Origin of the sequence: Methanobrevibacter wolinii SH, from assembly GCF_000621965.1 — an archaeon.
GTDB lineage: Archaea > Methanobacteriota > Methanobacteria > Methanobacteriales > Methanobacteriaceae > Methanarmilla > Methanarmilla wolinii.
The window spans coordinates 138,205-160,883 of record NZ_KK211376.1; the positions used below are offsets into that span (position 1 = coordinate 138,205).

The window sequence follows — 22,679 nt, forward strand, 5'->3', positions numbered from 1 at the left end:
ATTATACCAATAAACGCCGAGACTGGGATTTGAACCCAGGCGGAGAGAACCTCCACAAGATTTCCAGTCTTGCGCCTTACCAGGCTAGACTATCTCGGCATAAGATATTCTAACATTTTCAATAGAAAAAATGTATGATACCAATGAAAAAAATAAGTTTTGATTAAACTTACATACACACTATTGACTAAAATAGTATGATATAATAATATTTATTGCTTACCATATATAAAGGTTATTGTTATTTTATTAAATTAATATAAAAATTCTAAAAATACAAAAAATTTAAGAATATTATCATTTAAAACAATAAAAATAAATATATTATTTAATCAATTATATTTTGTTTATTCTAATAAATAAATCTTTTTATTTAATCATAAAAAATTAAAAAAAAGAAACAATAAAAAAAATTATTTCCACATAATTGGATATTCATCTTCATCCATAAATACATGATTAGTATTTATAACAATACCATTTTCTTTTTCTAAAATTTGTTCACTAGAATATAGGCTAATACCAGATGCAACGATTTCACCTTTTAATGTTTCAATCGCTACAATATCTCCTCTTTTAATATTGTCAGAAAGTAAAGATATACCACCAGATGCAAGTTTTGCACCATGAGTAATTGCAGCAACAGAAGAATCTTTAATATAAACTTTAGGTAAATGATCTGCAGCTTTTTCCATAGGCATAATAACCTTTCTTAACTCTTTTTCATCATCATTATGAACCCAATAATAATATGCATCAGTAATATCTTGTAAAGTTACAAGATTATTTTCTTCTGAAAAAGAACCAACTTGTGTACGTCTAAGCTCTGCCATATGTGCACCAACACCTAAAGCTTCACCAATATCATGACAATAAGTTCTTACATAAGTACCTGCTTCACACCCAATTCTAAATAAAACATCTCTTCCATCAATTTCAGCAATATTTGCATAATAAACATTACGTGCTCTAAGTTCTCTTTTAACTGCAGATTTTACTGGAGGTAACTGAAATATTTTACCAGTAAATTCATTAAAAATATCATAAATAGTATCTTCATTTACATTTTTATGTAAATTCATAAGACAAACATATTCCTTAGATGCAGAGGATAAAAGTTGAATAGTACGAGTTGCATTATTTAAACCCATAGGTAAAATACCAGTAACTTTAGGATCTAATGTTCCACCATGACCTGTTTTAGAACAATGAAGAATTTTTAAAACCCAAGAATCCACTTCATGAGATGTAGGTCCAGAAGGTTTATCTAGATTAATAACTCCTTTTTTTAAATGTTCTTCAATAGAACGTTCTTCAGGTTTACAACCATAATCATAATTTGTTTCTGATTTAGATTTTTGATATAAGTCAACCATAATTCCCACTAAAAATATAATTAAATAAAATTTAAACAATAATAATTAAAAATAAAACAATAGATATTATTTTAAATAAACTTAAAATTAAATAAAATTCCTTAGAACATTTTTTAATATTAATTAAATAAAATTAAGTACATAATCCATATAATTAAACCAATGCTAATTAAAAATAAAATTAAGTACATACTATTTAAAATTAAACTAAAGATAAATAAAATTAAAATAATACCTATTAAAATTTTAATTAAATAACCTAAAATAATATATTATTTAATTTATATAAAAAGATTACTCAAAATTAATGAAAATTAAAAGGATTTGACTTTCATAAAAATGATAATTAATAGAGTTATAAAAATAGAAATTTAATTATTTTAAGTTATATACACTTCAAAAAGAGTTTTTATTAAATAAAATTATATATTTTTAATTTAAAAATAAAACTTCAATAAAATAAGTTTTCAATATAAAAAAATAAAAAACAGTAAAAAATAACAAAAAATGTAAAATAAGTAGAAATTATAAAACAATTATAATAATTGTTCTATAAAGCTTCTAAACTTTTTTTAACAGCTTCGATATCATCAGATACTTCAACAGTATCTTCAGTAGGTTCTAAGTGGCTAATATTACATCTTCTATTTTTAACAGATCCACCTACAACTTCTACAAAGTTATTATCGATAACGTCAACGATTACACATTTTTCGCCAGCTTCTCTACCAGCGGTTTTAACACATACTCTTCCTACTTCTATAGATGCCATTATATCACCTTTAATGTTTCTAAAATAATTTGTGAAATACTTTCAGGATTGAACCTATCAGTATTTAAAATCATATCATAAATTTCATAATTATTAATATCAATATTATGAATTTCCATGTATCTTGAAGCTTCACTTTCTTCTCGTATTTTAATTTCATTACGTGCAACATCAACAGATTTTGATTCTCTTTCTGAAATTCTTTTAGCACGTACATCCAATGGGGCAGTTAACCAAATCTTAAGATCAGCTTCAATAAAGTAAGCTGAAAGCCTTCCTTCTACAACAATATTACCAGATTCATAGGCAATTTCAGCTTGTCTTTTATCAAGTTCTTTATCGATGTCAGCATTATTTTCAGAGAATTTATTAAATTCAATTACACTCATTCCATGTTCTTTCGCCATTTGACGAAATATAGAACCTGTTGATAAATATGGAATGTCTAATTTTTCAGATAATACCTTTGCTGCAGTAGTAGTTCCACTACCTGCAGACCCACCGATTGTTATAATCATTATTTTCTAGCCTCATCTTTAAAATGTTTACGAGCACATTTAGGACATAAATATCCCCCAAATGGACGATTTGGTCTTTTTTGAGTTTTTGATAATTTATTTATTTCATAAGGACGACCACGTGGGACACCATGAAGAACAGCACCACATTCAGCACAAACATGCTTACTAGGTCTTTTCTTTTTATACCTTAATACATTATCTCCGCCAGGAGTATTTTTATTCATTCTTTTATATGAACGAGATCTAAACCTATTTGCAGGCATTATATCACCTAATTAAATTAATTTTAAAAATTTCTATAAAATATATAATAATAAAATATTTATCATTAATATATTACCTTTTGTTATTAATAAATATAAGAGTTTAATTGATTAAATTCAATAATTTTTAATAAAAAATTAAAAAATAAAAATGAAAAATGAATCAAAGATATTCTAATTAGAATCCTTGTTCAAATCCCATAAATTTCCTAAGAACTTGAGACAATCCAAGAGTACAAAGCATATACCATAATAACCAACCAATAGTCCATGGAAGTGCATTAGGATTAGCAGCACCATATCCAGGGATTAAAGGACCAATGAAATGCCAAATTGGAGTTAAAGTACAATAATATACTAAAGGTGGTAAAGTAACAACTGTGTTTTTAACTGTAGAAGCACTCATCCACCAGAAAACTAATAATATTGGAATCATAGTAACAATCATTGGTTTAAATTGTTGAGACATCATTTGGCTTTGTTTTTGCATCATTTCCACTTGTTTAGCTTGCATTTTAGATAACTTTTTAGAATCCCCACTTTTTTGAGCCTCTTTAAGTTCTTTTTGGAACTCTTTCATTTCCTTCTGTATACTATTCATTTCATCTTGATTTACAAGATACTTATTAGCAACTGTAGTAATTAAAGCTACAATAAATGAAATAACAAATACAGTTAATATAGGATTATTTGGAGTAGGATCTAAAGCTAACAATGGATTAAATACACTGTCCAAAAATGGTATAATTACATCAAACATTATAAACGCCTATTTATAAAAGAAAAAACTTTTAGAAATTATCTAAAAGTTTAGCTAATTTATCAACAGTAGAATCTAAATGATTATCATGATTTTGGATTATTTTAACAGTTGCACCAGTTAAAACAGCATAAGCCATAGAAGCAGCTCTATTCAATTCTTGATGTAATTGAATATCTTTAGCTTTTTCTGTGTCTCTTTCTCTAGAATCATCATTTAATCTTCTATAAATAATTTCATCTGGATAAGCTTCAACTAAAATAAACATATCTGGTTGTAATTCTTCGAGTACCCATTTTGGAAGACCTGGTAAATAACCAGATGGAGTATTAATTGTACAATGAGTATCTACAATAATATTTTTATTTTCAGATTGTTTTTTAATTTTAACTGCAGCTTGTCTTTGAATATCTTTTTGAACTTCTGGAGATAATTTTCTTAATTGATCCCTATTATCAACAATACCATTATCAATAGCAATTTGAGTCATAACATCTCCATAGTTTAAATGAAGATAATCCACTTTCTCTAAAGTTTTGTTTAAAACTGTTGTACTTCCAGTACCAGGAATACCAGTTAAAATTACTAATTTCATAATTTTGCCTCAATTAAATTTCTTATTGTCCTAAGAATCTTCTTAACATTGGATGCATTTCCATAAGTTGTTCTTGTGCAATTTCTTCATAAAGTCTATAAACAATACCAACAGTAAGTAATACACCAGTACCTCCACCAAGAGCACCAGTTAAATCTGCACCAAATGCTAAAATACCTACAAAAAGACCACCTAAAATGGTTAATGCAGGAATATATTTTTTCATAATTTTATATAATTGTCTTTTACTACTTCTAAAACCAGGAATTTGAATTCCAGATTGATATAATTTTTTAGAAACTTCTTTTGCATTTAATCCACTGATTTCAACCCATAACCATGAGAATAATACACAGAATAATAAGAAAAATACTGCATAAAATATAACCCTTAATGGATTAGTAAATAAAATACTTACACCAGAAGGTGTAGATAAGTATAAAGCTAAACCACTAACTGCTTTACCTCCTTCAACTTTACCAAAAATAGGCCATCCTAATTTTTGGAACATACTTGCAAGTAAAGAAACATTAACAAGTAAAGCACTAGTTAAAATAACTGGCATATTACTTGCATATATAAATTTTAAAGGATATTTACCAACAGATCCCCTTATTCTACCATGTCCTCTAACTTGACCATGTGAAATAGGAATTTCTACCCTCATACTTTCTCCATATACTGCAACTAAAAATACCCCAATAGTTGCAATTAAAGGAATTAAAGTTGAGAAATCAGGACTTCCACCTGCAGCTGCTTGTATAAATCCAGGAATAATACCTGGTAATGAACCACTTGCAGTTGGAATAAAGTTAAATGTACCAACAATAATTTGTTCTGCTACACCAGCAGCAATGAACAAACCAATACCACTACCAAAACCCCATTTTGAAACAACTTCATCTAAATAAAGAATTAAAACTGCTCCAATAACAAGTTGTAATAATAAAACAGGCATATAAGAAGCGTCAATAGGAGTTAAACTTCCAGTATATACTAATACAATCGCTTCAAATAATGTAAATATTATAGCTAATACTTTTTGTGTACTTTGGAAAAGAGCTTTATCATGGTGTGTAGATAAATCTAAATCTAATAATTTTGCACCAACTAATAACTGAAGAACAATTGAAGCAGTAATAATAGGTCCAATACCTAAAGTAAGAATAGAACCAAAACTTCCAGCCATAACTGCTCTTAATTGTGCAAATTGATCAACTGCACTACTACTCAACCCATATAATGGAACTTCTGAAAGAATATAATAAAGAATTAAAACTACAATAGTCCATTTACTTTTCTCCTTAAAATCTTGCCTATGAATAGGAGATTTAACCTCAGGAATAAGCTTGTACAATGGAGTTAATGCATCTAAACTACTCATAATTTGCCTCTTTCAACTTCAAAATAATCAATTAAACTATGAAAATAAAGAAAATAATAATAATATAAAAATATTATTATAATTCTACTGCTTCTCCACCAGCTTCTTCAATTTTAGTAATAGCAGATGCAGAGAATTTTGGAGATTTAACTACAAGTTTTTTATCAACAGAACCTTTAGCTAAAACTTTATCATAACCTAATTCAGTTACATCAATAACAATTGAATCCCCGTCTTTAGTAGCTAAACCATCATTTAAAAGATTTTCAGCTTGATCAGATAAATAACTAACATTAACAGGATTAACTTTTTTAATCATTTTTTGAGGTCTTTTGAAACCATGTTTACCGAAGTAGTTTTTATTAGTAAGGACGGTTCTAGTCCAGTGTTGTTTACCTGCACCAGCGTTACCTCTTCCTCCTTTGTTACCATAACCTCTTCTATTTTTAACAACTCCACCACCATTAGTTCTGGTACCTCGTTGTTTAGTAATTTTACGTTTTTGTCTAATCATATAATCCACCTTATGCCATTTTTATAGCAAGATTATTGATATCTTCACCACGGTAACCTAAAGAACCACCTTCAGTAACTGGTTTTCTAATTCCTTTGTATCCTTTTCTTGGAGGATGGAAACGGAAAACCGGTTTCATACCAACATCTTGAGCTTTAATTTCACCTTTAATTAAAGCATTTGCTAATTCTTCAATAGATTTGTAATCAGTATTTTCTTTAAGGTATTCATCAGTAACATGTGCGTCACCAACTAATCTTCCTCTTTTAGCTATAATTTTAGCTAAAGTTTCAGCATTAACTTCTCCCCAAGTAATGTAATCTTTACCTTTTTGGAGCATACCTTTATAACTATCAGTTTCATCTACTAAAACAGCATGGCTAATTCTATTGAGTCTTAACATATCTAAAGTATCTGCAATACCTCTTTTTACACCAGTAGTACCTCTAATTCTAATAACTAAAAACATTAAAATCACCATCTATTTAGAAATTACTCCCATAGTTTTGAGATCTTTATCACTAGCTTTAACATTACATACTTCTTTTAATGCATCAAAGACAGCATTTGCAAAATTAATGGTAGTTTGAGTTTGACCACTAGATTGAGACCATACATCTTGATAACCTGCAAGAGACATGATAGTTTTACCAACATCACCAATTGCAAGACCTACACCTGCAGGAGCAGGCATAAGAGATACATTTACACTTCCAGCTTTACCTTGTACTTTGAAAGGAACAGTGTGTTGTTTACCACATACACAACCCCAATCACCACAGCCTCTTCTTACTTTAATAATATTATATTTAGCATTGTTGACTGCTTTTCTGATTGCTGGACCTACTTCTCTAGCTTTACCTTGACCTAATCCAACATAACCATTTTTGTTACCAACTGCAACAATTACTCTGAAATTAACTTTTCTTCCAGATTTGTGCATTCTTTGAACTAAGTTAACATCCATTACTTCTTCTTCTAAATCAGGAAGTAAAGCATCTACAATTTCTAATTCCATAATTGGAAGACCTTTTTCAAAGATCTCATCAATGTCAGTAATAGTTCCATCTTTAACCATTTTACCGACATTGGTTTTAGGTTCCCATTCATCCATATTAAAACTCATAGTTATACCTCAGTTTCATCAATTTTATTTTTAATTTCTTCAAAATGGCTAGGTAAGTCTTTAGGATTAAGACCTCTTGCTAAATATTGTGAGAAATGTTTATTTAATTCTTCTTCATCTAATTGATCTGCATAATCTGCAACAGTTTGACCAGTAATACGGTCATCACCAGGGATTACAGATTCACCATAAGGTACTTCAAGTCCAGCATCTACTGCACCTTTAAGACCTGCAAACACTTTAGATCCTTTAATAGGTGATTTTAAACCAATATCTAAAACAGCACTATCAATACCAGCATTTAATGCTTTTTTAGCACATAAATAAGCGGTTAAGTATACTGCACTAGTGTTTTTAGCTCCACCTAACCAACCTAATTTTCTAAGTTCTTTACTGTGTGCTGAAACAACAGTTTCATCACCGCCATTACGAATATTAATAATTTGAACAATAACATTAGCATTAGAAACTCTGACAACTAATCTAGATTTATCTAAATCTGCTAATCTAAATCTTGCAGCATAGTCAGTTTTTCCTTCTCTTCTTCTTCTAAATGCTACTTTATAATTAGATCCTTGAGCCATTCTATTCACTCCTAATCATGTCATGGTCACGAGCATAGTTTTTCATATAAGATTTACTTTTAAATGCTCCACCTTTTGCCATTTTGTATAATTTTCTGTAGGTAGTTGGATCAATTTCACCAGCAGCACGCATATCTTTTAAATCAGTTCTTAAAGCTCTGATAGTAGACATCCAAGCTTGTTTTTTAGGAGTTCTTGCATATTTTGCTCCTTTAACACTACCTTTACCTTTACGTTTACCTTTTTTCTTTTGTTGTGCAATTTTTTTAGACCTGTAGCTACTAATACCATTTTTAGGTTTTGCTTTAATAGCTCCTTGATTGATTAACTGCCTAACTCCATCTCTTGTAATAGCCCTTGATACTTCTTCAATTTGTTCAGGATCAATCCATACACGATTTAATCCTACTTTAAGTATATCTGCAGCTAATCTTTTTTGAGTAGTAAGATTCATTCTAATAAACCTCCATTAGCTTAATAATACTTAAATATTTATATATTTAAGTCCCTTTATAATAAAATAAAATTTAAAATAAAAGTAATAATTAGAATTAATTTATTTATTTAATACTTTAATTCCAAGTTCTGATGCTTTTTCTAACATCTGTGATTTTTTATTTTTACCTATAGAAGAACTTAATCTTGCAGCTTCAGTAGCAGGATCTAAGTTTTCTAATTCTTTTAAATTACGAACAAGAACATCTTTATAACCAGAAGGATGTAAATATCTAGTATCTTTAGGAGTTCCATATCCAATAGCAGGCATATCAGGTTTTCCTGCTTCATATCTTCTCATTTTACTAGTTCTTCCTCTAGGTTTTCTCCATTTGTCTCCAAGTTTTTTATATCTAGCGTATTCTTGCCTTTTAAACCTTTTAGCCATCTTATCACCTATTCTTTACTTACTAAATATATTCCATCTTGGAATACTCTAGGATCTTTTCCTTTGATTTTAGTTGCTTGTTCTAAGTTAGCCATAGTTTGACCAACATGTTCTTTATTAATACCAGTTATAGTAACTTGGTCCCCTTTAACTGTAACTTTAGTTTCGTCTCCAACAATTTTGGAAGTCCTTGGGTGTTTTTCACCTACGAAATTATCTATTGTTACAATATTTCCTTTAACTTTTACAGTCATTGGAAAGTGTGCAAATACGATTTTCATATGATATGTGAAACCGTCAGTTACACCAGTTATCATATTAGAAATATGTGCTTTGATAGTTCCCATCATAGATTTATCTCTACTTTTCGGGAAATCCACATTTAAAACAACTTTATTATCTTCTTCATCAATAGAAATATTTGGATAATTAAATTCCCTACTGATTTCACCTTGAGGTCCTTTAACAGTAACCCCTTTACCTATTTTAACTTCGACGCCTTCAGGGATATCAATTTCTTCCCTTATAGCTGCAGCTAATACCATTTAAAATCACCTAATACATATAAGCCAACAATCTTCCACCGATACCTTTTTCAATAGCTTCTCTGTGAGTCATAATACCTTCAGGAGTAGTTACAATAAGGATACCGAAATTTTTTGCTGGTAAATATCTTTTTTCAAATTTCTCAAATTCGTCTTTTTTAACAGCATGACGAGGTTTAATTACACCACATTGATTAATGTTTCCATCTAATTCAACTTCAAATTTACCTGCTTTATTATCATCTACATATTCAAAATTACTAATATAATTTTCTTTTTTCATAACACTTAAAACATGTCCAATTAATTTGGAAGCAGGAGAAATAGTACAAGAAGAATTTACTTGTAACTCATTATTCCTGATATTAGTTAAAGCATCTGAAAGAGGGTCCATAAGAGTCATATAATTACACCTCTAGTTATATTTTTTAAATCCTATTTTAGGAGCAACTTCTCTAAAACATTGTCTACAAAGGTTAAGACCATATCTACTAATCATAGCAGAATGATCTCCACATCTAGAACATTTTTTAGATCCTTTACCATATTTTTTTGCCATAAATAACACCTATCTATTCTAAATCTACATAGTTAACATTAAAATGATCTACCATATATTTCATAGTTTCTTCTTTAGAAATTCTATGTCTTTTAGGTATTCTTTTATTTTGGATTTTTCTTTTATTTATTCTGTATCCTGGTTTTTCAAAAGTTACAGAAACATTCATACCAAATATACCAACTTCAGGATCATATTTAACTCCAGGAATATCAATATGTTCAGCAATACCAAAAGAAAGATTTCCTATATCATCAAATTGAGTAGATTTAATATTATTATTAATTCCAGATAAAACAGTTTTAATAGCATAAACTGCTTTTTCTCCACGTAAAGTTACTTTACATGCAATAGGTTGTCTTTTACGAATACCAAATTCAGGGTTGGTAACTTTTGAAAAAGTTTTAACTGGTTTTTGACCAAACATATCTTCGAGTAAATTAATAGCACGAGATAATTTTTCACCAGCTTCTCCAACACCTATGTTAATAGTAGCTTTTGATATAATAACTTCATTCATTGGGTTCATTGATTAACCTCCAATAAAGAAATAACTGGTTTATCTTCTCCAACAACGAAAGCATAATCTTTTAAAGTTAAGAAATTATCTTTACTTCCGTTTTCAATAATAACAGTATTTGGTTTTGATGAATCATTAACAATGATTTCTTTAACATTACCTAATTCACCAGTGTGTTTACCACCAGTTACAAGAACAGTAGCTCCTTCTTTTAAAGGATAAGCTTCAGCAATTTCTTGTTCAGGTATTTTTAAGTTAATAACATCTCCAACTTTGTAGTCATCTTCATCAACAATAACATTTCTACCATCGTGGAGATTTAATTGAGTTTTTCCACCTTTAATAGTGGTTTTTCCAACAATTTTAGATAATTTAAAACTATTATCATCAATAGGGTTTAAAGTTAATCTATTTTTATTATCTAAAAGCACTCTATAAGATTCACCAGTTTTAGGGATAGTTATAATATCCATAAGTCCTACTGGGAATTTATAATCTTTTCTAGGAGTTCCATCAATTAAAACATTACCTGTATTAATAATTCTTTTAGCTTCTCTAGAATTATCACCAAGAGCTAAAATATCCCTGACAACTACCATTAAAGTTAAAGATTCTTCAATAGCATGAGGTCCAGCTTGTGGTTTTACAGTCCAGGTATGTTCTTTTGGATGAATAGGCCATGATTTAGGTGCTTTAAAAGTTTTTAAATGTTTTCTAGATCCCATTTTTGCCATATTATTCTTCCTCACTTACTTTAATTCTTCTTTCATCGTCTAAATCAACATCAATAATCATCAAATTAGATGGGTGAATTGGGAGATATATAGTAGTTCCATCAGCTTTATTTAAAGTTACACCTTCAACACTGACAGTATATTTTTTATAGTTAACAGCTTCGACTTTACCTTCTTGATCTTTAAAGTCACCACGAAGTACTTTAACTTTGTCTCCAACTCTAACAGGTAAAGATCTTCTACCTAAGTCTTGTTTTAAATCTTTACTTAAAGTAGCAGCCATACGAGCATGACGTTGATGTTTAGGTGCTTTATACATATTTCTTCTTTGTTTTCTTGGTTGTTTAGTCATCAAATCACCTATACTAAAATACTAGCAGCACTACCTACACTAGGCCATCTATCAGCTGCTTCTTTTGCTACTGGTCCTCTAATTTCAGATCCTTTTAATAATCCTTCAGGAGTAATAATTACAGCAGCATTATCTTCAAATTTAACACGAAGACCATCTACACGTCTAAATTCTTTTTTCTGTCTTACAACAACAGCTTGAACTATTTCTCTTCTCATATCAGCAGTACCTTTTTTAACAGAACAGATAACTAAATCGCCAACACCAGCAGTATCTATTCTTCTACGGACACCTTTGAAACCTTTAACAGAAATAATTTCAATTTCACGAGCACCAGTATTATCAACACAATTAAGTCTTGCACCAATAGGTAATGCTTTTGAAACTTTAGATGTAATTGCTTTCATGCTTCTATTCTCCTTTTACTTCAACAATAACAAAATGTTTAGTTTTACTTAAAGGTCTGCATTCTGCTATTTTAACTTCGTCTCCAACATTTACATCAATACAATCAGGTTTATGAACATTGATTCTTGATTTTCTTTTTTCATATCTTTCATATTTACGAATGAATTTATAATAACTACGTTCTACAGTAACTGTTCTTTCAGCTTTATTAGTAGTAACAGTTCCTTCAAGAACTTGTCCTCTTACAGGTAAATCACCATGGAAAGGACAATTTGGATCATTACATTCTCTTTCTGGTTCTTTTACATTAAGACCAACCATATTATCACCAATTAAATTTTTTATGCCTTTTCTTAATACGATCTTCAGGACGATTCAACAAAATTTTTCCATTAACTTCAACATGTGAACCATTAGGAAGAGTAAATTTAAAGATTGAAACATCTTTAGGTAATAACTTTTCAGAATCATTACAAGTTTCAATCAATAAAGTTTTCTTTGTTTCATCAACCACTTTTCCATTAATTCCAATTAAAGATTCATTAAAACTATTAATAACCTCAACTTCTAAGCCTATTAATTCATGAAATATAATATTCTCTGAAGTTATCATATTAATCCCTTAATAATAAACTTTTAATGTCTATGATGATTTCGTTTTTTATTCCTTTTAGAATCTTTAATTTCAATAGTGTCTGAGGAAAATCCTAAATCAGATAAAACTTCTTTAACTTTAACTTTATGGTCACCTTGAAGTTCAATTTGACCATTTTTAGCAGTTCCTCCACAAGCACATTTTGCTTTTAAGGTTTTAGTAAGCTCTTTAATATCAATATCATGTTCATCAATACCTTCAATGATAGTCATGAGTTTACCAAATCTACGTTTTACTGTATAAACTTTAACTGTTTGAACTTCTCTTGCAATTTCTTCACAAACACAAAGTTCCTCAGGAAGACCACATACTTCACAGATTTTAGACATTTAATTCTCCTTCTCCTTTTCATTCATGATTGTAAGAACACGAGCAATTGTTCTTTTAAGTTCTCTAATTTTACCAGGGTTTTCAATAACACCTGAAGCGGAACTTTTAGCTACATTTTTAGCTAATTCAGCTTTAAGTTCAAGTAATTTTTCTTGGATTTCTTCATTTTCCATTTCCCAAATTTCTCTGCTTCTTAAGATTGCCATTATTTCAACCCCATCTATTCATCATCAGAATCTTCAACTTCCTCTGAAACTTCTTCTTCAGAAATTTCTTCAGAAATCTCTTCTAATTCTTCTAAGTTTTCAATTTCTTCAGTTTCTTCTAAAGATTCTACTTCTTCAGTAGTTTCTTCTTCAGGTTCTTCAGAAACTTCAACTTCTTCAACAATATCTTCTACTTTAGGAGCAATAATTTCAACTTTATCAGGTAAGACTGCTTCAGGAGGCATAATTCTTACATATATACCTAAAACACCAGGTTTTAAATTTGCACTTGCAAATCCTTCTTGAACATATTTAATTGAAGGTTCACCACATTTTTTAATATATCCTTCTACGAATTTAGCAACTGCAGATCTGGAACCTCTAATTTTTCCAGAAATTGTAATTTCTACACCTTGTGCTCCAGCTCCCATAATTCTACGAATATTGGAATAAGCAACTCTTCTGAAATGCATTCCCCTTTGTAACATGTTTGCAATTTTAGCAGCCATGATTCTAGGATTTAATTCTGGAACATCAACTTCTTTAACTTCAATTTGAGGATTATCAAGATCAAATTTTTCTTTAATATTTTGAGTAATAGCTCTTACGGTTTTTCCACCTCTACCAATAACCATACCAGGTCTTTCAGCATAAACTACAATCATAGTTCCAAGAGGTGTATTATGTAAATCCATTCCACCGTATCCTGCTCTTTCAAGTTCAGATTCTAAGAACTCATCAATTTTTGTTCTTTTGAGACCTTCAGTAACAAAATCTTTTTCTATCATAAACTTAAGCCTCCATTAAAACTATTTGGATATGAGTAGTTGGTGTATTAAATGGAGTTACTCTTCCAAAAGCTCTTGGAATTGCACCTCTAATAACCATTCCTCTGTGACTTGAAATATGTTCAATTTTGAGGTTTTCAGTATCCATTCCTTTGTATTCAGCATTTGCTTCAGCATTTTTTAAAACTCTTAATACTTGTTTAGCAGCTTTAACAGGGTATCTTCCTGCAGTCCATCCTTTCATACCTTTTCTATGACCAACTTTTTTATTATGTTTTTTGAAAGGTACAGCTTGTTTTTCTGCAATAACATCATTTAAATAAGCTTTAGCTTTTTGTACATCCATTCCTCTAATTGCATTACAAATATCTACACAATGTTTAGGGGAAACTTTAAGAGATCTAGCCATAGCACGTGCTGTTTGTTTTTCTTCATTTTCTTTTTCATTATAAGCATATTTTTTAGCCATGTTAAAAATCTCCTTATTTCAATGGTACAAACATAGATGATCTTGTAGCACCCATACCTGGGTCACCATGTTGAACTCTTTGTCTAGTTGGTGCAAATTCACCAAAGTAACAACCAATCATTTCAGGCATAATAGTTACTTCTTCAAAGGTTTGACCATTATATATTCCAAATGTAGTTCCAACCATTTCAGGAAGAACAATCATATCTCTACAATGAGTTCTGATTACTATAGGTCTACCATCTTTACTTCCTTCTTTGTTTAATTTTCTCATTTTATCTAAGACAATTTGTTGTCTAGGTAAAAATCCTCTTTTTAAAGATCTTCTTTGTCTTGCTGGTAATAATTTAATAAAATCTTCTAAAGACATATCTTGTAATTCTTCTAAAGTATATCCACGATACTTATATATTTTTTTAGCCAAGAAGCCACCTCCTTAATTATCTTCGTCTACCTGTACGTTTAGCAGCAATTGAACCAACTTTTCTACCAGGGGATGCATGTCTTGAAATAGTAGTAGGACGTCCTGGGTGTTGTCTATTACCTCCACCATGAGGGTGATCTACTGCGTTCATTGCAACTCCTCTAACAGTCATAGATTTTTTACCTTTAGCTTTAGCTGCATACCATTTATTACCTGCTTTAAGATATGGTTTTTCTTTTCTTCCTCCACCAGCAACTATACCAATACTTGCACGACATTTAGGATTGAAAGATTTAAGTTCACCAGATGGTAATTCAATAACTGCTTTATCTGCATCATGAGTAATTAAAGAAGCATAAGTACCGGATGATCTTACGAAACGACCACCATCTCCAGGTCTATTTTCAATATTATATACTGGAGTACCTTCAGGGATTTCTGCAAGAGGTAATGTATTACCAAAACTGATAGGAGCAGAAATACCGCATTCAATTTCATCATTAATTTGAATACTTTCAGGTGCTAAAATAAATTTTTGTTCTCCGTTTTCAAATTTAACTTTAGCAATAGGTGCAGTTCTAGCAGGGTCATGAACGATATCAGTAACAATACCTTTTAAACTTCCTTCTTTTTCAATATCATCATAAACTCTATATTGAATTTTATCTTTAAATCTGTGTGATGCTACACGATGAGGTGGATTTCCTCTACCTCTTCTTTGATGTATTAATCGTTTTCCCATTCAACTTCCTCCTTAGAATACTCCTATTTTAACAGCAATATCTTCAGCTTTTTCTTCTTCTTCAAGGGTAATGAAAGCTAATTTTACACCTTTTGGACTTATATGAGTGTTAACTTTTTTAACTTTTTCATCATATAAAGTTTCGAAAGCTCTTTTGATATCTGCTTTTGTAGATTCTCTAGCAACAACGAAAGTAAGTTCGTTATTAAAATCAATTGCATTCATAGTTTTCTCAGTAACATGAGGTTTAACAATAACTGCGTATGGATCCATTTTATCTACCTTCTTTTACAATAAATCCTAGAAGAATTTATTGGAATAATCCTCCTAATTTTTCAACAGCAGATTTTGTAAAAATAGTTAATCTTCCTGGGTGAGTACCTGGAGCTAATAATTCAGCATTTAAATTTTCTACAGATACAACATCTACACCAGCGTGATTTCTAGCACCTAATTTGATACCTTTATCATCACCAACAACTACTAAAGGTCCTTTAGCTTTCTTATATTTACGACCTCTAGTTTTTCCCCTACCTGCTCTTATTTTTCTACCGTTTTTAGCACGGACAATATCATCATAAACACCTAAGTTTTTGAAGATTTCACGAGTTTCTTTAGTTTGTTTAACTGATTCAAGATCATCTTCAACAACTAAAGGAAATGCTGGAACATTTTCAACTTTATGTCCTCTTTTTTCTACTAATTCTTTATTAGCAGTAGCAGCTACAGCTGATCTAATAGCTAATCTTCTTTCTTTATTGTTTATTTTTTCATGATGATTTTTGTCAACCCTTATTGGGTGAGCTTTTCTTCCACCAATAGCTTGTGGAACGAAAGCGGTCCTTGCACCATTTTTAATCCTTGGTACCATAGCTGCACCTCTACCTGAACCCCAAGATTCAGCAGAAGTTCTTTTACCAGCCATAGGATCATTACCCATAGGTTGAATTCTAGCAGTTTGTGATGATATAACTGCTCTTTTAATAAGATCTGGTCTATATACTTCATTAAAAATAGCTGGAAGTTCTACATCACCAGAAACTTCTCCTTCAATAGAATAAACATTTACTTTCATATTTAGACCCCTTGTTTAGATTCAGTACTAATAAAGTTAATTTGTGGAGCTGATTCATCAGTTGATTTAGGTCTGATTGCTTTCCTTAAAATAACTAACCTTTTACTAGGACCTGGTAAAGAACCTTTTACTAAAACATAATCATTTTTAACTAATCCATAATTAATGAATCCACCATCTGGATTTACTTCACTAACAGTAGTGTTTTCACCAATTTTTAAAATTTTTTTGTTAAATTCAGTTCTTTTATGATAACCCATTTGACCTGCTTGTGCAACAGTCCACATAGTCCTATTAGGAGTCCATGGACCAATAGAACCAACATGTCTTTCTTTACTACTACGTGCAGCTTTACCATATTGGATTCTGATATTCCATCTTTTAATTACACCTTGGAATCCTTTTCCTTTAGTGGTTGCAATAGCATCTACAAATTGACCTTCGTTGAATACATCACTAGCTTTAACTTCATTACCTAATAATTCAATTGCAGCATTGAGTTTTTCTTCAACAGAAGTTCCTCCAATAGCACATTCGAATATTTCAGGTTTTTTCTTAGGTACACTAGCTAATTTAGGATTAGTATGTATTAATACTTTAATTTCAGCAGTGCGATCTAAATTATCTTGGATTTTTGCAATAGCATCTGATTTATTATAATCTTTAGGAAGTGAAATTTTCCTAGAGAGTTCTTTATCTAAATTATCTGCAAGAACCTCGGTAATTACTTTGTATCCACGATTTGTTTTTTCATATGATCTAATACCCATTACTACAACAGGTGGTACTTCCAATACAGTGACTGGAGTTGAGACTTCCATACCAAAAGTAGGTGAATTTTTATTATTATCTACTACAGTAGCATGAGTCATACCAACTTTATAACCAGCAATTGCTAGTAATTTGGATTCATCACATTCAGGCCATGATTTAATTCTAGGAGTTTCTTTAGCTACTCTTTTTCTAGGACTAAATGCTACAGAACCTTTTCTTGGTTGATGATGTCTAACCATTTAATTTAACCTCCGGTTTATTATTTTTTTCCATAAATTAATTAGTATTAATTAATTTCAGACACATTTAAAGTCAATAATTATCTTTTAATTAAATTGACTACATTTGAAATAGAATTATAAAATAATAAGATTATTAAACAATCCTAAGAATAAATAACGAAATCTTACATAATGTAGACTAAGTTATATAAATATTATTAAATACATTGAATTTAAACAGAATTAAATTCAAAATAAAAAGTTTACAATATAAAATAAAGAATAACCATCAATTATAAACTTTTATAATAAGCTAACTATCAATAAAAAAATTTTAAAAAGTAATTAATCAGCTAAAAGCATATTAAACAAAGATAATGTAGAAACAACTGCTTCTTCAGTCCTAACTGTCTTAGTTCCTTGATTAGGAATAGTATTTAATTTAATAGTCTCCCAATTAGGATTATTAAGATTACCTTCTACAGAAGAGTAAGGACCACCAAAGACTATTGCAATATTATTAGATTTATTTACTTTATACCTTAATTCATCAAAAATAGAATTTATTGTATCTGCATATCTTGTTGTAATAACAACAAAATCAGGATTAAGTTTATTTAAACTTTTATTAAGACTTTCATTATTATAAATAGTCTCATATCCCCAGTAAATGTCATCTGGTTTCTCAGGTGTGACTATTACTTCTTTTGCAATTTTAGTGATTTTAAAGCTAAAAATTTTATTAACAGATAATTGCTCTTTACAAAAAGCTAATTTATCCATACCTATATCTACAAAGGTTCCTTTTTTATTTCTTTTAACCGTAAATCCTTGCCTATAATCTCCTTTTTTAGGATTATCATTAGTAGGATGATGCGGAGTCCTTAAAGGTGGTAAAATTCCAACATGTTTTAAATCAGCTTGAATAGGAAATGCTCTTTTTCTCAAATATTGAGGAGTATTCATATAGCTTAAAACATCATACATGAATTTAGCATCTTTTCGGCCTTTTTGATCATTAAAGGAACTATCATTATAGATAATTACCTTATTCAAACGAAAAACAGCTAATGCTCTACCGATAATACCTATTTTATAGGTTTTTAACTTCAAGTCATTAGTTTCTGCGAGATATGAATTAGGTATAAATAAAGATAAATTAATATTTTGCATTTATAAAGATTTGTTAAAAATACTATATAAATGTATGCAAATTTTTGATAGCTATCACTAAATAAACTTATCAACAGTATTATATCAACTATAATACCAGTAGCTCAGCTACAAAAAAAATATTATATTCTCATGAATATAATAATATTACTTTGATTATAATAGTATATAAAAGTATTGTTTTTTAATGATAAATTTAAGATTTAAAAGAAGTTATGAAAAAAAGAAAAAATAAGTCTTAGTAAAATAAAATAAAACAAAAATATATGGAATAAAAATTACTAAAAATAAAAAAATAAAGACAATATAAAAAAACAAAAATTAAAAAGTTTCAACACGAAAAACAATAACTTCTACATTTTTTAATTCATGAGTATGAAATTTATAAATATTTTTCAATGAAAAATTATAAAAAAATTCATGAGTAATCCTAGCACCTAAATCTTTGAAATAATTTTCAACAAAATCTTTAGTACTTGCCATATGAAATGAATAAACAACAGAACTATTTTCAACAGAAAAATCAATAAATTTTCTATCAGCACCTTTTTTTGCTCTTTCCTGAGATCCAAAAGGTGGATTCTGAATGATTGTATCTACTTTCTCTTCTAAAAATCCAGAAATATTCAAATCATTAATTTTTTTAAGAGAATTTATATCACTTTGAAAAAAATGTAAACTATTTAATTTTTGTGCATCTACACCTATATCAACTACTGTTTTTTCTGCAAGTTTTAATGATTCACTATCTATATCAATACCAAGAACATTTTTTGCACCAAGAAGTAATGAAGATATAGCAAAAATCCCAGTACCACAACCTAAATCTACAACAGATAAATCTTTAATATCACCTAAAGAATATGCATTCCACATAATATCAGAAGCAATATTTGCAGGAGTAGAATATTGTTCAAGTTCAACCTTAGGATTTGGATGTGATGGAATATTCTGTATAATCATTTCTAAATGTTTCTTTTTTCTAATTTTTCTCATAGTATCAACACAAGAAAATAAATTACTATAATATTTTAATAAAATATTATATTAAATTTCCTAAACTTTATATTAAAATTCTAATTAAACCTTGAAAAAAGAATATAAAATTATATATATTAAAAAATATCCTAAAGAAAAAAATAAAATAATAATAAAAAAAAGTTAATACTTTAAAAAACAGATTAAAATATATAATATATTATATATTATTAGTACTTAAAAAACAATATTTAATATTCCACTTAATTTAACTTAAATATAATATATGAATTAGAAGTAGTATTAAATAGGTTAAAAAAAGAAAAGAGGTTTCAAATGTTTGATAAAGTATTAATTGCAAATAGAGGAGAAATTGCAATTAGAATTATGAGAGCATGCCGTGAACTTGATGTTAAAAGTGTTGCTATATATTCTGATGCAGATAAAACTTCTCTTTACACTAATTATGCAGATGAAAAATATCCATTAGGAAATCCAAGTCCTCAAAAATCTTACTTAAATATTGATAAAATCATTGACATTGCTATTGATTCTGGAGCAGATGCAATACATCCAGGATATGGATTTTTAGCAGAAAATTCAGAATTTGGGAAAAAATGTGAAAAAAATGGAATAAAACTCATTGGACCTAAAGGTGATGTTATTGAAAAAATGGGAGATAAAATAACAGCAAAACAAATGATGAAAAAAGCAGGAGTCCCTGTTATTGAAGGTACAGATAAAGGTGTAACTGATATTGATAAAGCTAAAAAAATTGCAGCAGATATTGGTTATCCTGTTATTATCAAAGCTTCCGCTGGTGGTGGAGGTATTGGTATGCGTGCTGTTTATGAAGAAGATGAATTAGTACGTGCTATTGAATCAACACAATCAGTTGCTAAAACTAATTTTGGAGATTCAACTGTTTTTATTGAAAAATACCTTGAAAAACCAAGACACATTGAATTCCAAATCTTAGCAGATGAAGATGGAAATGCAATACATCTTTGTGATCGTGAATGTTCTATACAAAGAAGAAATCAAAAATTACTTGAAGAAGCACCATCTCCAATTATGACTAAAGAACTTAGAGAACAAATGGGAGAAAGTACTGTAAAAGCAGCGGAATGTGTTGGTTACAGTAGTGCAGGTACAATTGAATATTTATACGATAATGGAAAATATTATTTCCTTGAAATGAATACTCGTATTCAAGTAGAACATCCAATTACTGAAATCATAACTAATGTTGATATTGTAAAAGAACAATTAAAAATTGCATCTGGTGAAGGATTAAAATTATCACAAGAAGATATTCAACCACATGGACATGCTATTGAATGTCGTATAAATGCAGAAGATCCATTTAATGGATTTGCTCCAAACCCAGGTAAAATTACAGGATACAGATCACCAGGTGGACCAGGAGTACGTTTAGATAGTGGTGTATATATGAATTATACAATACCTCCATTTTACGACTCAATGATTTCTAAATTAATTACATGGGGTGGAACAAGAAATGATGCTATTAGTAGAATGAAAAGAGCATTAAGTGAATATATTATTCTTGGAGTAAAAACAACAATTCCTTTCCATAAAGCAATTATTAGAAATCCAAACTTTTTATCTGGAGATTTAAATACACACTTCATTGATGAAAATAAAAAAGGAATTTATGAAGAAATGGAAAAAGTAGTTGCTGAAGATATTGAACGTGTAAATCGTTTAAAATCCACTTTCATGCCAGCTAAAAAAATTGCAGCAATCTCTGCAGCAGTTGGATCATATTTAAATGAAACTAAAATTAAGGAAATTAATAGAAAATAAAAAAATAACCCTGTGATAAAATGAATAAGGATATTTTAAATCTTTTATCAAATAAATTGAATTTAAAAGATAAAAGTGCAGAAGAAATATTACAAATAGGTATTGATGATTTAACAAAAAGTGTTAAAGAATTAGGTACAGAACCTATAGATTCAATACCTAGAGAGAAAATTAGAGGTTTACTTGAAACTAAAGAGATAGGAAGAGAAATATATTGTTTTAAATCTGTAAAATCTACAAATATAGTTGCTAAATTCCTATCAGACCATGTTTCAAGTGGTACTATAATTCTTTCAGAAACACAAACTATGGGTAAAGGAAGATCTGGAAAAAAATATGAATCTCCTGAAGGAGGGATATGGTTATCCATTATATTAAAACCAGATATATCCCCTGCAAAAGCACCTTTATTAACACTTACTACTGCAGTTGCAGTAACACGTACATTAAAATCATTTAACATTGATTCAAAAATTAAATGGCCAAATGATGTATTAATTAATGATAAAAAAGTATGTGGAATTTTAACAGAATCTATTGCTAAATTCAATGATTTACAAAGTATTATTGTTGGTGTAGGTATTAATTCAGAAGTAAATATTGATGAATTACCTAAAGAAATTAGAAAAACTTCAATATCCCTTAATGATGTAGTTGACCATGTAAATAATACTAAAGGTCTTGTATGCTTCTTAAAAGAATTTGAATATTGTTATAATAAATTTTTAGAAGAAGACTTTGAATTTATCTTTGATGAATGGAGAAGATATAACCACACAATAGGTAAAAATGTAGAAATTAAACAACCTTATGGAAAAGTAATTACTGGATATGCAGTAGGAATTGACCAAGAAGGTGCATTAATTATTGAAAAAAATAATGGAAAATTAGTCAAAATTTATTCTGGAGAATGTAGAGTTTTAAAATAAATTAAACTCACATTCTTTTTTTAAATAAAAAAATAACAATTACTTCATACGTATTTAAATTCAAGTAAAATTATAAAAAAAGATAACTTTGTTGAAATCCTCAAATTTTTGTAAATAAACTTTCTTAACATTAATTTACAAGTATTAACTAATTTTAAATTTTTATAAAAAATAGTTTTCAACAAAAAA

35 protein-coding genes and 1 tRNA gene are annotated in these 22,679 nt (G+C 29.1%); 2 read left to right on the forward strand and 34 right to left on the reverse strand.

The features are described from left to right. Positions 1–14 precede the first annotated feature (14 nt). From T523_RS05700 to T523_RS05865, 34 genes are all read right to left on the reverse strand, one after another. Positions 15–99 (reverse strand) — tRNA-Ser (locus tag T523_RS05700). Positions 100–413: 314 nt separating this feature from the next. Beyond that, positions 414–1,376, reverse strand: coding sequence for an RNA-guided pseudouridylation complex pseudouridine synthase subunit Cbf5 (locus T523_RS05705; protein ID WP_042707962.1), 963 nt, complete (start codon positions 1,374–1,376; stop codon positions 414–416). Between the two features lie 550 nt (positions 1,377–1,926). Then, positions 1,927–2,148, reverse strand: coding sequence for a 50S ribosomal protein L14e (locus T523_RS05710; protein WP_042707963.1), 222 nt, complete (start codon positions 2,146–2,148; stop codon positions 1,927–1,929). Further along, positions 2,148–2,666 carry a (d)CMP kinase gene (gene cmk, locus T523_RS05715; RefSeq protein WP_042707964.1) on the reverse strand — a complete coding sequence of 173 codons (519 nt, stop codon included), beginning with the start codon at positions 2,664–2,666 and terminating at the stop codon, positions 2,148–2,150. The genes T523_RS05710 and cmk overlap by 1 nt, the downstream gene beginning before the upstream one ends. Beyond that, complete coding sequence (locus T523_RS05720) at positions 2,666–2,932, reverse strand: 50S ribosomal protein L34e (protein WP_042707965.1); 267 nt, start codon at positions 2,930–2,932, stop codon at positions 2,666–2,668. The genes cmk and T523_RS05720 overlap by 1 nt, the downstream gene beginning before the upstream one ends. A 178-nt stretch (positions 2,933–3,110) precedes the next feature. After that, positions 3,111–3,692, reverse strand: coding sequence for a DUF106 domain-containing protein (locus T523_RS05725; RefSeq protein WP_052334657.1), 582 nt, complete (start codon positions 3,690–3,692; stop codon positions 3,111–3,113). Positions 3,693–3,723: 31 nt separating this feature from the next. Beyond that, on the reverse strand, positions 3,724–4,287 hold the full coding sequence (locus T523_RS05730) for an adenylate kinase (protein ID WP_042707967.1): 564 nt from the start codon (positions 4,285–4,287) through the stop codon (positions 3,724–3,726). Between the two features lie 22 nt (positions 4,288–4,309). Beyond that, positions 4,310–5,671, reverse strand: a complete 1,362-nt coding sequence (secY, locus tag T523_RS05735) for a preprotein translocase subunit SecY (protein ID WP_042707968.1) — start codon at positions 5,669–5,671, stop codon at positions 4,310–4,312. 76 nt (positions 5,672–5,747) lie between these two features. Continuing rightward, positions 5,748–6,185 (reverse strand): uL15m family ribosomal protein, encoded by a 438-nt coding sequence (locus T523_RS05740; protein WP_042707969.1) that lies wholly within the window; start codon positions 6,183–6,185, stop codon positions 5,748–5,750. A 10-nt stretch (positions 6,186–6,195) separates the two neighbouring features. Continuing rightward, positions 6,196–6,654: a 50S ribosomal protein L30 gene (locus T523_RS05745; protein WP_042707970.1), complete on the reverse strand. Its 459-nt coding sequence runs from the start codon at positions 6,652–6,654 to the stop codon at positions 6,196–6,198. Between the two features lie 12 nt (positions 6,655–6,666). Continuing rightward, on the reverse strand, positions 6,667–7,311 hold the full coding sequence (rpsE, locus tag T523_RS05750) for a 30S ribosomal protein S5 (RefSeq protein WP_042707971.1): 645 nt from the start codon (positions 7,309–7,311) through the stop codon (positions 6,667–6,669). Positions 7,312–7,313: 2 nt separating this feature from the next. Next, complete coding sequence (locus tag T523_RS05755; protein WP_042707972.1) at positions 7,314–7,895, reverse strand: 50S ribosomal protein L18; 582 nt, start codon at positions 7,893–7,895, stop codon at positions 7,314–7,316. 1 nt (position 7,896) lies between these two features. Further along, positions 7,897–8,349 (reverse strand): 50S ribosomal protein L19e, encoded by a 453-nt coding sequence (locus T523_RS05760; RefSeq protein ID WP_042707973.1) that lies wholly within the window; start codon positions 8,347–8,349, stop codon positions 7,897–7,899. Positions 8,350–8,451: 102 nt separating this feature from the next. Then, entirely contained in the window at positions 8,452–8,778 is a 327-nt protein-coding gene (locus tag T523_RS05765) for a 50S ribosomal protein L32e (RefSeq protein ID WP_042707974.1), read from the reverse strand. 8 nt (positions 8,779–8,786) lie between these two features. Beyond that, positions 8,787–9,323, reverse strand: a complete 537-nt coding sequence (locus tag T523_RS05770; RefSeq protein WP_042707975.1) for a 50S ribosomal protein L6 — start codon at positions 9,321–9,323, stop codon at positions 8,787–8,789. A 10-nt stretch (positions 9,324–9,333) separates the two neighbouring features. Next, entirely contained in the window at positions 9,334–9,726 is a 393-nt protein-coding gene (locus tag T523_RS05775; protein WP_042707976.1) for a 30S ribosomal protein S8, read from the reverse strand. A 12-nt stretch (positions 9,727–9,738) separates the two neighbouring features. Continuing rightward, a complete protein-coding gene (locus tag T523_RS05780) occupies positions 9,739–9,882 on the reverse strand; it encodes a 30S ribosomal protein S14 (protein ID WP_042707977.1) in 144 nt (47 codons plus the stop codon). A gap of 13 nt (positions 9,883–9,895) precedes the next feature. Beyond that, positions 9,896–10,411: a 50S ribosomal protein L5 gene (locus T523_RS05785; protein ID WP_042707978.1), complete on the reverse strand. Its 516-nt coding sequence runs from the start codon at positions 10,409–10,411 to the stop codon at positions 9,896–9,898. Next, complete coding sequence (locus T523_RS05790; RefSeq protein ID WP_042707979.1) at positions 10,408–11,136, reverse strand: 30S ribosomal protein S4e; 729 nt, start codon at positions 11,134–11,136, stop codon at positions 10,408–10,410. The genes T523_RS05785 and T523_RS05790 overlap by 4 nt, the downstream gene beginning before the upstream one ends. 1 nt (position 11,137) lies before the next feature. Next, positions 11,138–11,488 (reverse strand): 50S ribosomal protein L24, encoded by a 351-nt coding sequence (gene rplX, locus T523_RS05795; RefSeq protein ID WP_042707980.1) that lies wholly within the window; start codon positions 11,486–11,488, stop codon positions 11,138–11,140. Positions 11,489–11,496: 8 nt separating this feature from the next. Continuing rightward, complete coding sequence (locus T523_RS05800; protein ID WP_042707981.1) at positions 11,497–11,895, reverse strand: 50S ribosomal protein L14; 399 nt, start codon at positions 11,893–11,895, stop codon at positions 11,497–11,499. 4 nt (positions 11,896–11,899) lie between these two features. After that, positions 11,900–12,217 (reverse strand): 30S ribosomal protein S17, encoded by a 318-nt coding sequence (locus T523_RS05805; RefSeq protein WP_042707982.1) that lies wholly within the window; start codon positions 12,215–12,217, stop codon positions 11,900–11,902. A 4-nt stretch (positions 12,218–12,221) separates the two neighbouring features. Next, the gene (gene rnp1, locus T523_RS05810; RefSeq protein WP_042707983.1) at positions 12,222–12,509 is read right to left on the reverse strand and encodes a ribonuclease P protein component 1; all 288 of its coding nucleotides are present in this window, start codon (positions 12,507–12,509) and stop codon (positions 12,222–12,224) included. A 23-nt stretch (positions 12,510–12,532) separates the two neighbouring features. After that, positions 12,533–12,880, reverse strand: a complete 348-nt coding sequence (gene yciH / locus T523_RS05815; protein ID WP_042707984.1) for a stress response translation initiation inhibitor YciH — start codon at positions 12,878–12,880, stop codon at positions 12,533–12,535. Next, on the reverse strand, positions 12,881–13,087 hold the full coding sequence (gene rpmC, locus T523_RS05820) for a 50S ribosomal protein L29 (protein WP_042707985.1): 207 nt from the start codon (positions 13,085–13,087) through the stop codon (positions 12,881–12,883). A gap of 14 nt (positions 13,088–13,101) precedes the next feature. Next, a complete protein-coding gene (locus T523_RS05825) occupies positions 13,102–13,875 on the reverse strand; it encodes a 30S ribosomal protein S3 (protein ID WP_042707986.1) in 774 nt (257 codons plus the stop codon). 4 nt (positions 13,876–13,879) lie between these two features. Continuing rightward, positions 13,880–14,344, reverse strand: a complete 465-nt coding sequence (locus tag T523_RS05830) for a 50S ribosomal protein L22 (RefSeq protein WP_042707987.1) — start codon at positions 14,342–14,344, stop codon at positions 13,880–13,882. Positions 14,345–14,357: 13 nt separating this feature from the next. Then, the gene (gene rpsS, locus T523_RS05835) at positions 14,358–14,768 is read right to left on the reverse strand and encodes a 30S ribosomal protein S19 (RefSeq protein WP_042707988.1); all 411 of its coding nucleotides are present in this window, start codon (positions 14,766–14,768) and stop codon (positions 14,358–14,360) included. Between the two features lie 16 nt (positions 14,769–14,784). Next, a complete protein-coding gene (locus T523_RS05840) occupies positions 14,785–15,510 on the reverse strand; it encodes a 50S ribosomal protein L2 (protein WP_042707989.1) in 726 nt (241 codons plus the stop codon). Between the two features lie 12 nt (positions 15,511–15,522). Beyond that, positions 15,523–15,783 carry a 50S ribosomal protein L23 gene (locus T523_RS05845; RefSeq protein ID WP_042707990.1) on the reverse strand — a complete coding sequence of 87 codons (261 nt, stop codon included), beginning with the start codon at positions 15,781–15,783 and terminating at the stop codon, positions 15,523–15,525. 37 nt (positions 15,784–15,820) lie between these two features. After that, positions 15,821–16,585 (reverse strand): 50S ribosomal protein L4, encoded by a 765-nt coding sequence (gene rpl4p, locus T523_RS05850; protein ID WP_042707991.1) that lies wholly within the window; start codon positions 16,583–16,585, stop codon positions 15,821–15,823. A gap of 2 nt (positions 16,586–16,587) precedes the next feature. After that, positions 16,588–17,598: a 50S ribosomal protein L3 gene (gene rpl3p / locus T523_RS05855; protein WP_042707992.1), complete on the reverse strand. Its 1,011-nt coding sequence runs from the start codon at positions 17,596–17,598 to the stop codon at positions 16,588–16,590. Positions 17,599–17,925: 327 nt separating this feature from the next. Then, a complete protein-coding gene (locus T523_RS05860) occupies positions 17,926–18,753 on the reverse strand; it encodes a putative RNA uridine N3 methyltransferase (protein WP_042707993.1) in 828 nt (275 codons plus the stop codon). Positions 18,754–19,074: 321 nt separating this feature from the next. After that, complete coding sequence (locus T523_RS05865) at positions 19,075–19,749, reverse strand: METTL5 family protein (protein ID WP_042707994.1); 675 nt, start codon at positions 19,747–19,749, stop codon at positions 19,075–19,077. 318 nt (positions 19,750–20,067) lie between these two features. Between T523_RS05865 and T523_RS05870 the strand changes: the two genes are divergently transcribed. Together T523_RS05870 and T523_RS05875 are read left to right on the forward strand one after the other, a co-directional pair. Next, positions 20,068–21,561, forward strand: coding sequence for an acetyl-CoA carboxylase biotin carboxylase subunit (locus T523_RS05870; RefSeq protein ID WP_042707995.1), 1,494 nt, complete (start codon positions 20,068–20,070; stop codon positions 21,559–21,561). A 20-nt stretch (positions 21,562–21,581) separates the two neighbouring features. After that, the gene (locus T523_RS05875; protein WP_042707996.1) at positions 21,582–22,490 is read left to right on the forward strand and encodes a biotin--[acetyl-CoA-carboxylase] ligase; all 909 of its coding nucleotides are present in this window, start codon (positions 21,582–21,584) and stop codon (positions 22,488–22,490) included. Positions 22,491–22,679: the final 189 nt, after the last annotated feature.

Coding starts and splice junctions, on each gene's coding strand:
- T523_RS05705 (WP_042707962.1), bottom strand. CDS start 1,376: ATGGTTGACTTATATCAAAAATCTAAATCAGAAACAAATTATGATTAT.
- T523_RS05710 (WP_042707963.1), bottom strand. CDS start 2,148: ATGGCATCTATAGAAGTAGGAAGAGTATGTGTTAAAACCGCTGGTAGA.
- cmk (WP_042707964.1), bottom strand. CDS start 2,666: ATGATTATAACAATCGGTGGGTCTGCAGGTAGTGGAACTACTACTGCA.
- T523_RS05720 (WP_042707965.1), bottom strand. CDS start 2,932: ATGCCTGCAAATAGGTTTAGATCTCGTTCATATAAAAGAATGAATAAA.
- T523_RS05725 (WP_052334657.1), bottom strand. CDS start 3,692: ATGTTTGATGTAATTATACCATTTTTGGACAGTGTATTTAATCCATTG.
- T523_RS05730 (WP_042707967.1), bottom strand. CDS start 4,287: ATGAAATTAGTAATTTTAACTGGTATTCCTGGTACTGGAAGTACAACA.
- secY (WP_042707968.1), bottom strand. CDS start 5,671: ATGAGTAGTTTAGATGCATTAACTCCATTGTACAAGCTTATTCCTGAG.
- T523_RS05740 (WP_042707969.1), bottom strand. CDS start 6,185: ATGATTAGACAAAAACGTAAAATTACTAAACAACGAGGTACCAGAACT.
- T523_RS05745 (WP_042707970.1), bottom strand. CDS start 6,654: ATGTTTTTAGTTATTAGAATTAGAGGTACTACTGGTGTAAAAAGAGGT.
- rpsE (WP_042707971.1), bottom strand. CDS start 7,311: ATGAGTTTTAATATGGATGAATGGGAACCTAAAACCAATGTCGGTAAA.
- T523_RS05755 (WP_042707972.1), bottom strand. CDS start 7,895: ATGGCTCAAGGATCTAATTATAAAGTAGCATTTAGAAGAAGAAGAGAA.
- T523_RS05760 (WP_042707973.1), bottom strand. CDS start 8,349: ATGAATCTTACTACTCAAAAAAGATTAGCTGCAGATATACTTAAAGTA.
- T523_RS05765 (WP_042707974.1), bottom strand. CDS start 8,778: ATGGCTAAAAGGTTTAAAAGGCAAGAATACGCTAGATATAAAAAACTT.
- T523_RS05770 (WP_042707975.1), bottom strand. CDS start 9,323: ATGGTATTAGCTGCAGCTATAAGGGAAGAAATTGATATCCCTGAAGGC.
- T523_RS05775 (WP_042707976.1), bottom strand. CDS start 9,726: ATGACTCTTATGGACCCTCTTTCAGATGCTTTAACTAATATCAGGAAT.
- T523_RS05780 (WP_042707977.1), bottom strand. CDS start 9,882: ATGGCAAAAAAATATGGTAAAGGATCTAAAAAATGTTCTAGATGTGGA.
- T523_RS05785 (WP_042707978.1), bottom strand. CDS start 10,411: ATGAACCCAATGAATGAAGTTATTATATCAAAAGCTACTATTAACATA.
- T523_RS05790 (WP_042707979.1), bottom strand. CDS start 11,136: ATGGCAAAAATGGGATCTAGAAAACATTTAAAAACTTTTAAAGCACCT.
- rplX (WP_042707980.1), bottom strand. CDS start 11,488: ATGACTAAACAACCAAGAAAACAAAGAAGAAATATGTATAAAGCACCT.
- T523_RS05800 (WP_042707981.1), bottom strand. CDS start 11,895: ATGAAAGCAATTACATCTAAAGTTTCAAAAGCATTACCTATTGGTGCA.
- T523_RS05805 (WP_042707982.1), bottom strand. CDS start 12,217: ATGGTTGGTCTTAATGTAAAAGAACCAGAAAGAGAATGTAATGATCCA.
- rnp1 (WP_042707983.1), bottom strand. CDS start 12,509: ATGATAACTTCAGAGAATATTATATTTCATGAATTAATAGGCTTAGAA.
- yciH (WP_042707984.1), bottom strand. CDS start 12,880: ATGTCTAAAATCTGTGAAGTATGTGGTCTTCCTGAGGAACTTTGTGTT.
- rpmC (WP_042707985.1), bottom strand. CDS start 13,087: ATGGCAATCTTAAGAAGCAGAGAAATTTGGGAAATGGAAAATGAAGAA.
- T523_RS05825 (WP_042707986.1), bottom strand. CDS start 13,875: ATGATAGAAAAAGATTTTGTTACTGAAGGTCTCAAAAGAACAAAAATT.
- T523_RS05830 (WP_042707987.1), bottom strand. CDS start 14,344: ATGGCTAAAAAATATGCTTATAATGAAAAAGAAAATGAAGAAAAACAA.
- T523_RS05840 (WP_042707989.1), bottom strand. CDS start 15,510: ATGGGAAAACGATTAATACATCAAAGAAGAGGTAGAGGAAATCCACCT.
- T523_RS05845 (WP_042707990.1), bottom strand. CDS start 15,783: ATGGATCCATACGCAGTTATTGTTAAACCTCATGTTACTGAGAAAACT.
- rpl4p (WP_042707991.1), bottom strand. CDS start 16,585: ATGAAAGTAAATGTTTATTCTATTGAAGGAGAAGTTTCTGGTGATGTA.
- rpl3p (WP_042707992.1), bottom strand. CDS start 17,598: ATGGTTAGACATCATCAACCAAGAAAAGGTTCTGTAGCATTTAGTCCT.
- T523_RS05860 (WP_042707993.1), bottom strand. CDS start 18,753: ATGCAAAATATTAATTTATCTTTATTTATACCTAATTCATATCTCGCA.
- T523_RS05865 (WP_042707994.1), bottom strand. CDS start 19,749: ATGAGAAAAATTAGAAAAAAGAAACATTTAGAAATGATTATACAGAAT.
- T523_RS05870 (WP_042707995.1), top strand. CDS start 20,068: ATGTTTGATAAAGTATTAATTGCAAATAGAGGAGAAATTGCAATTAGA.
- T523_RS05875 (WP_042707996.1), top strand. CDS start 21,582: ATGAATAAGGATATTTTAAATCTTTTATCAAATAAATTGAATTTAAAA.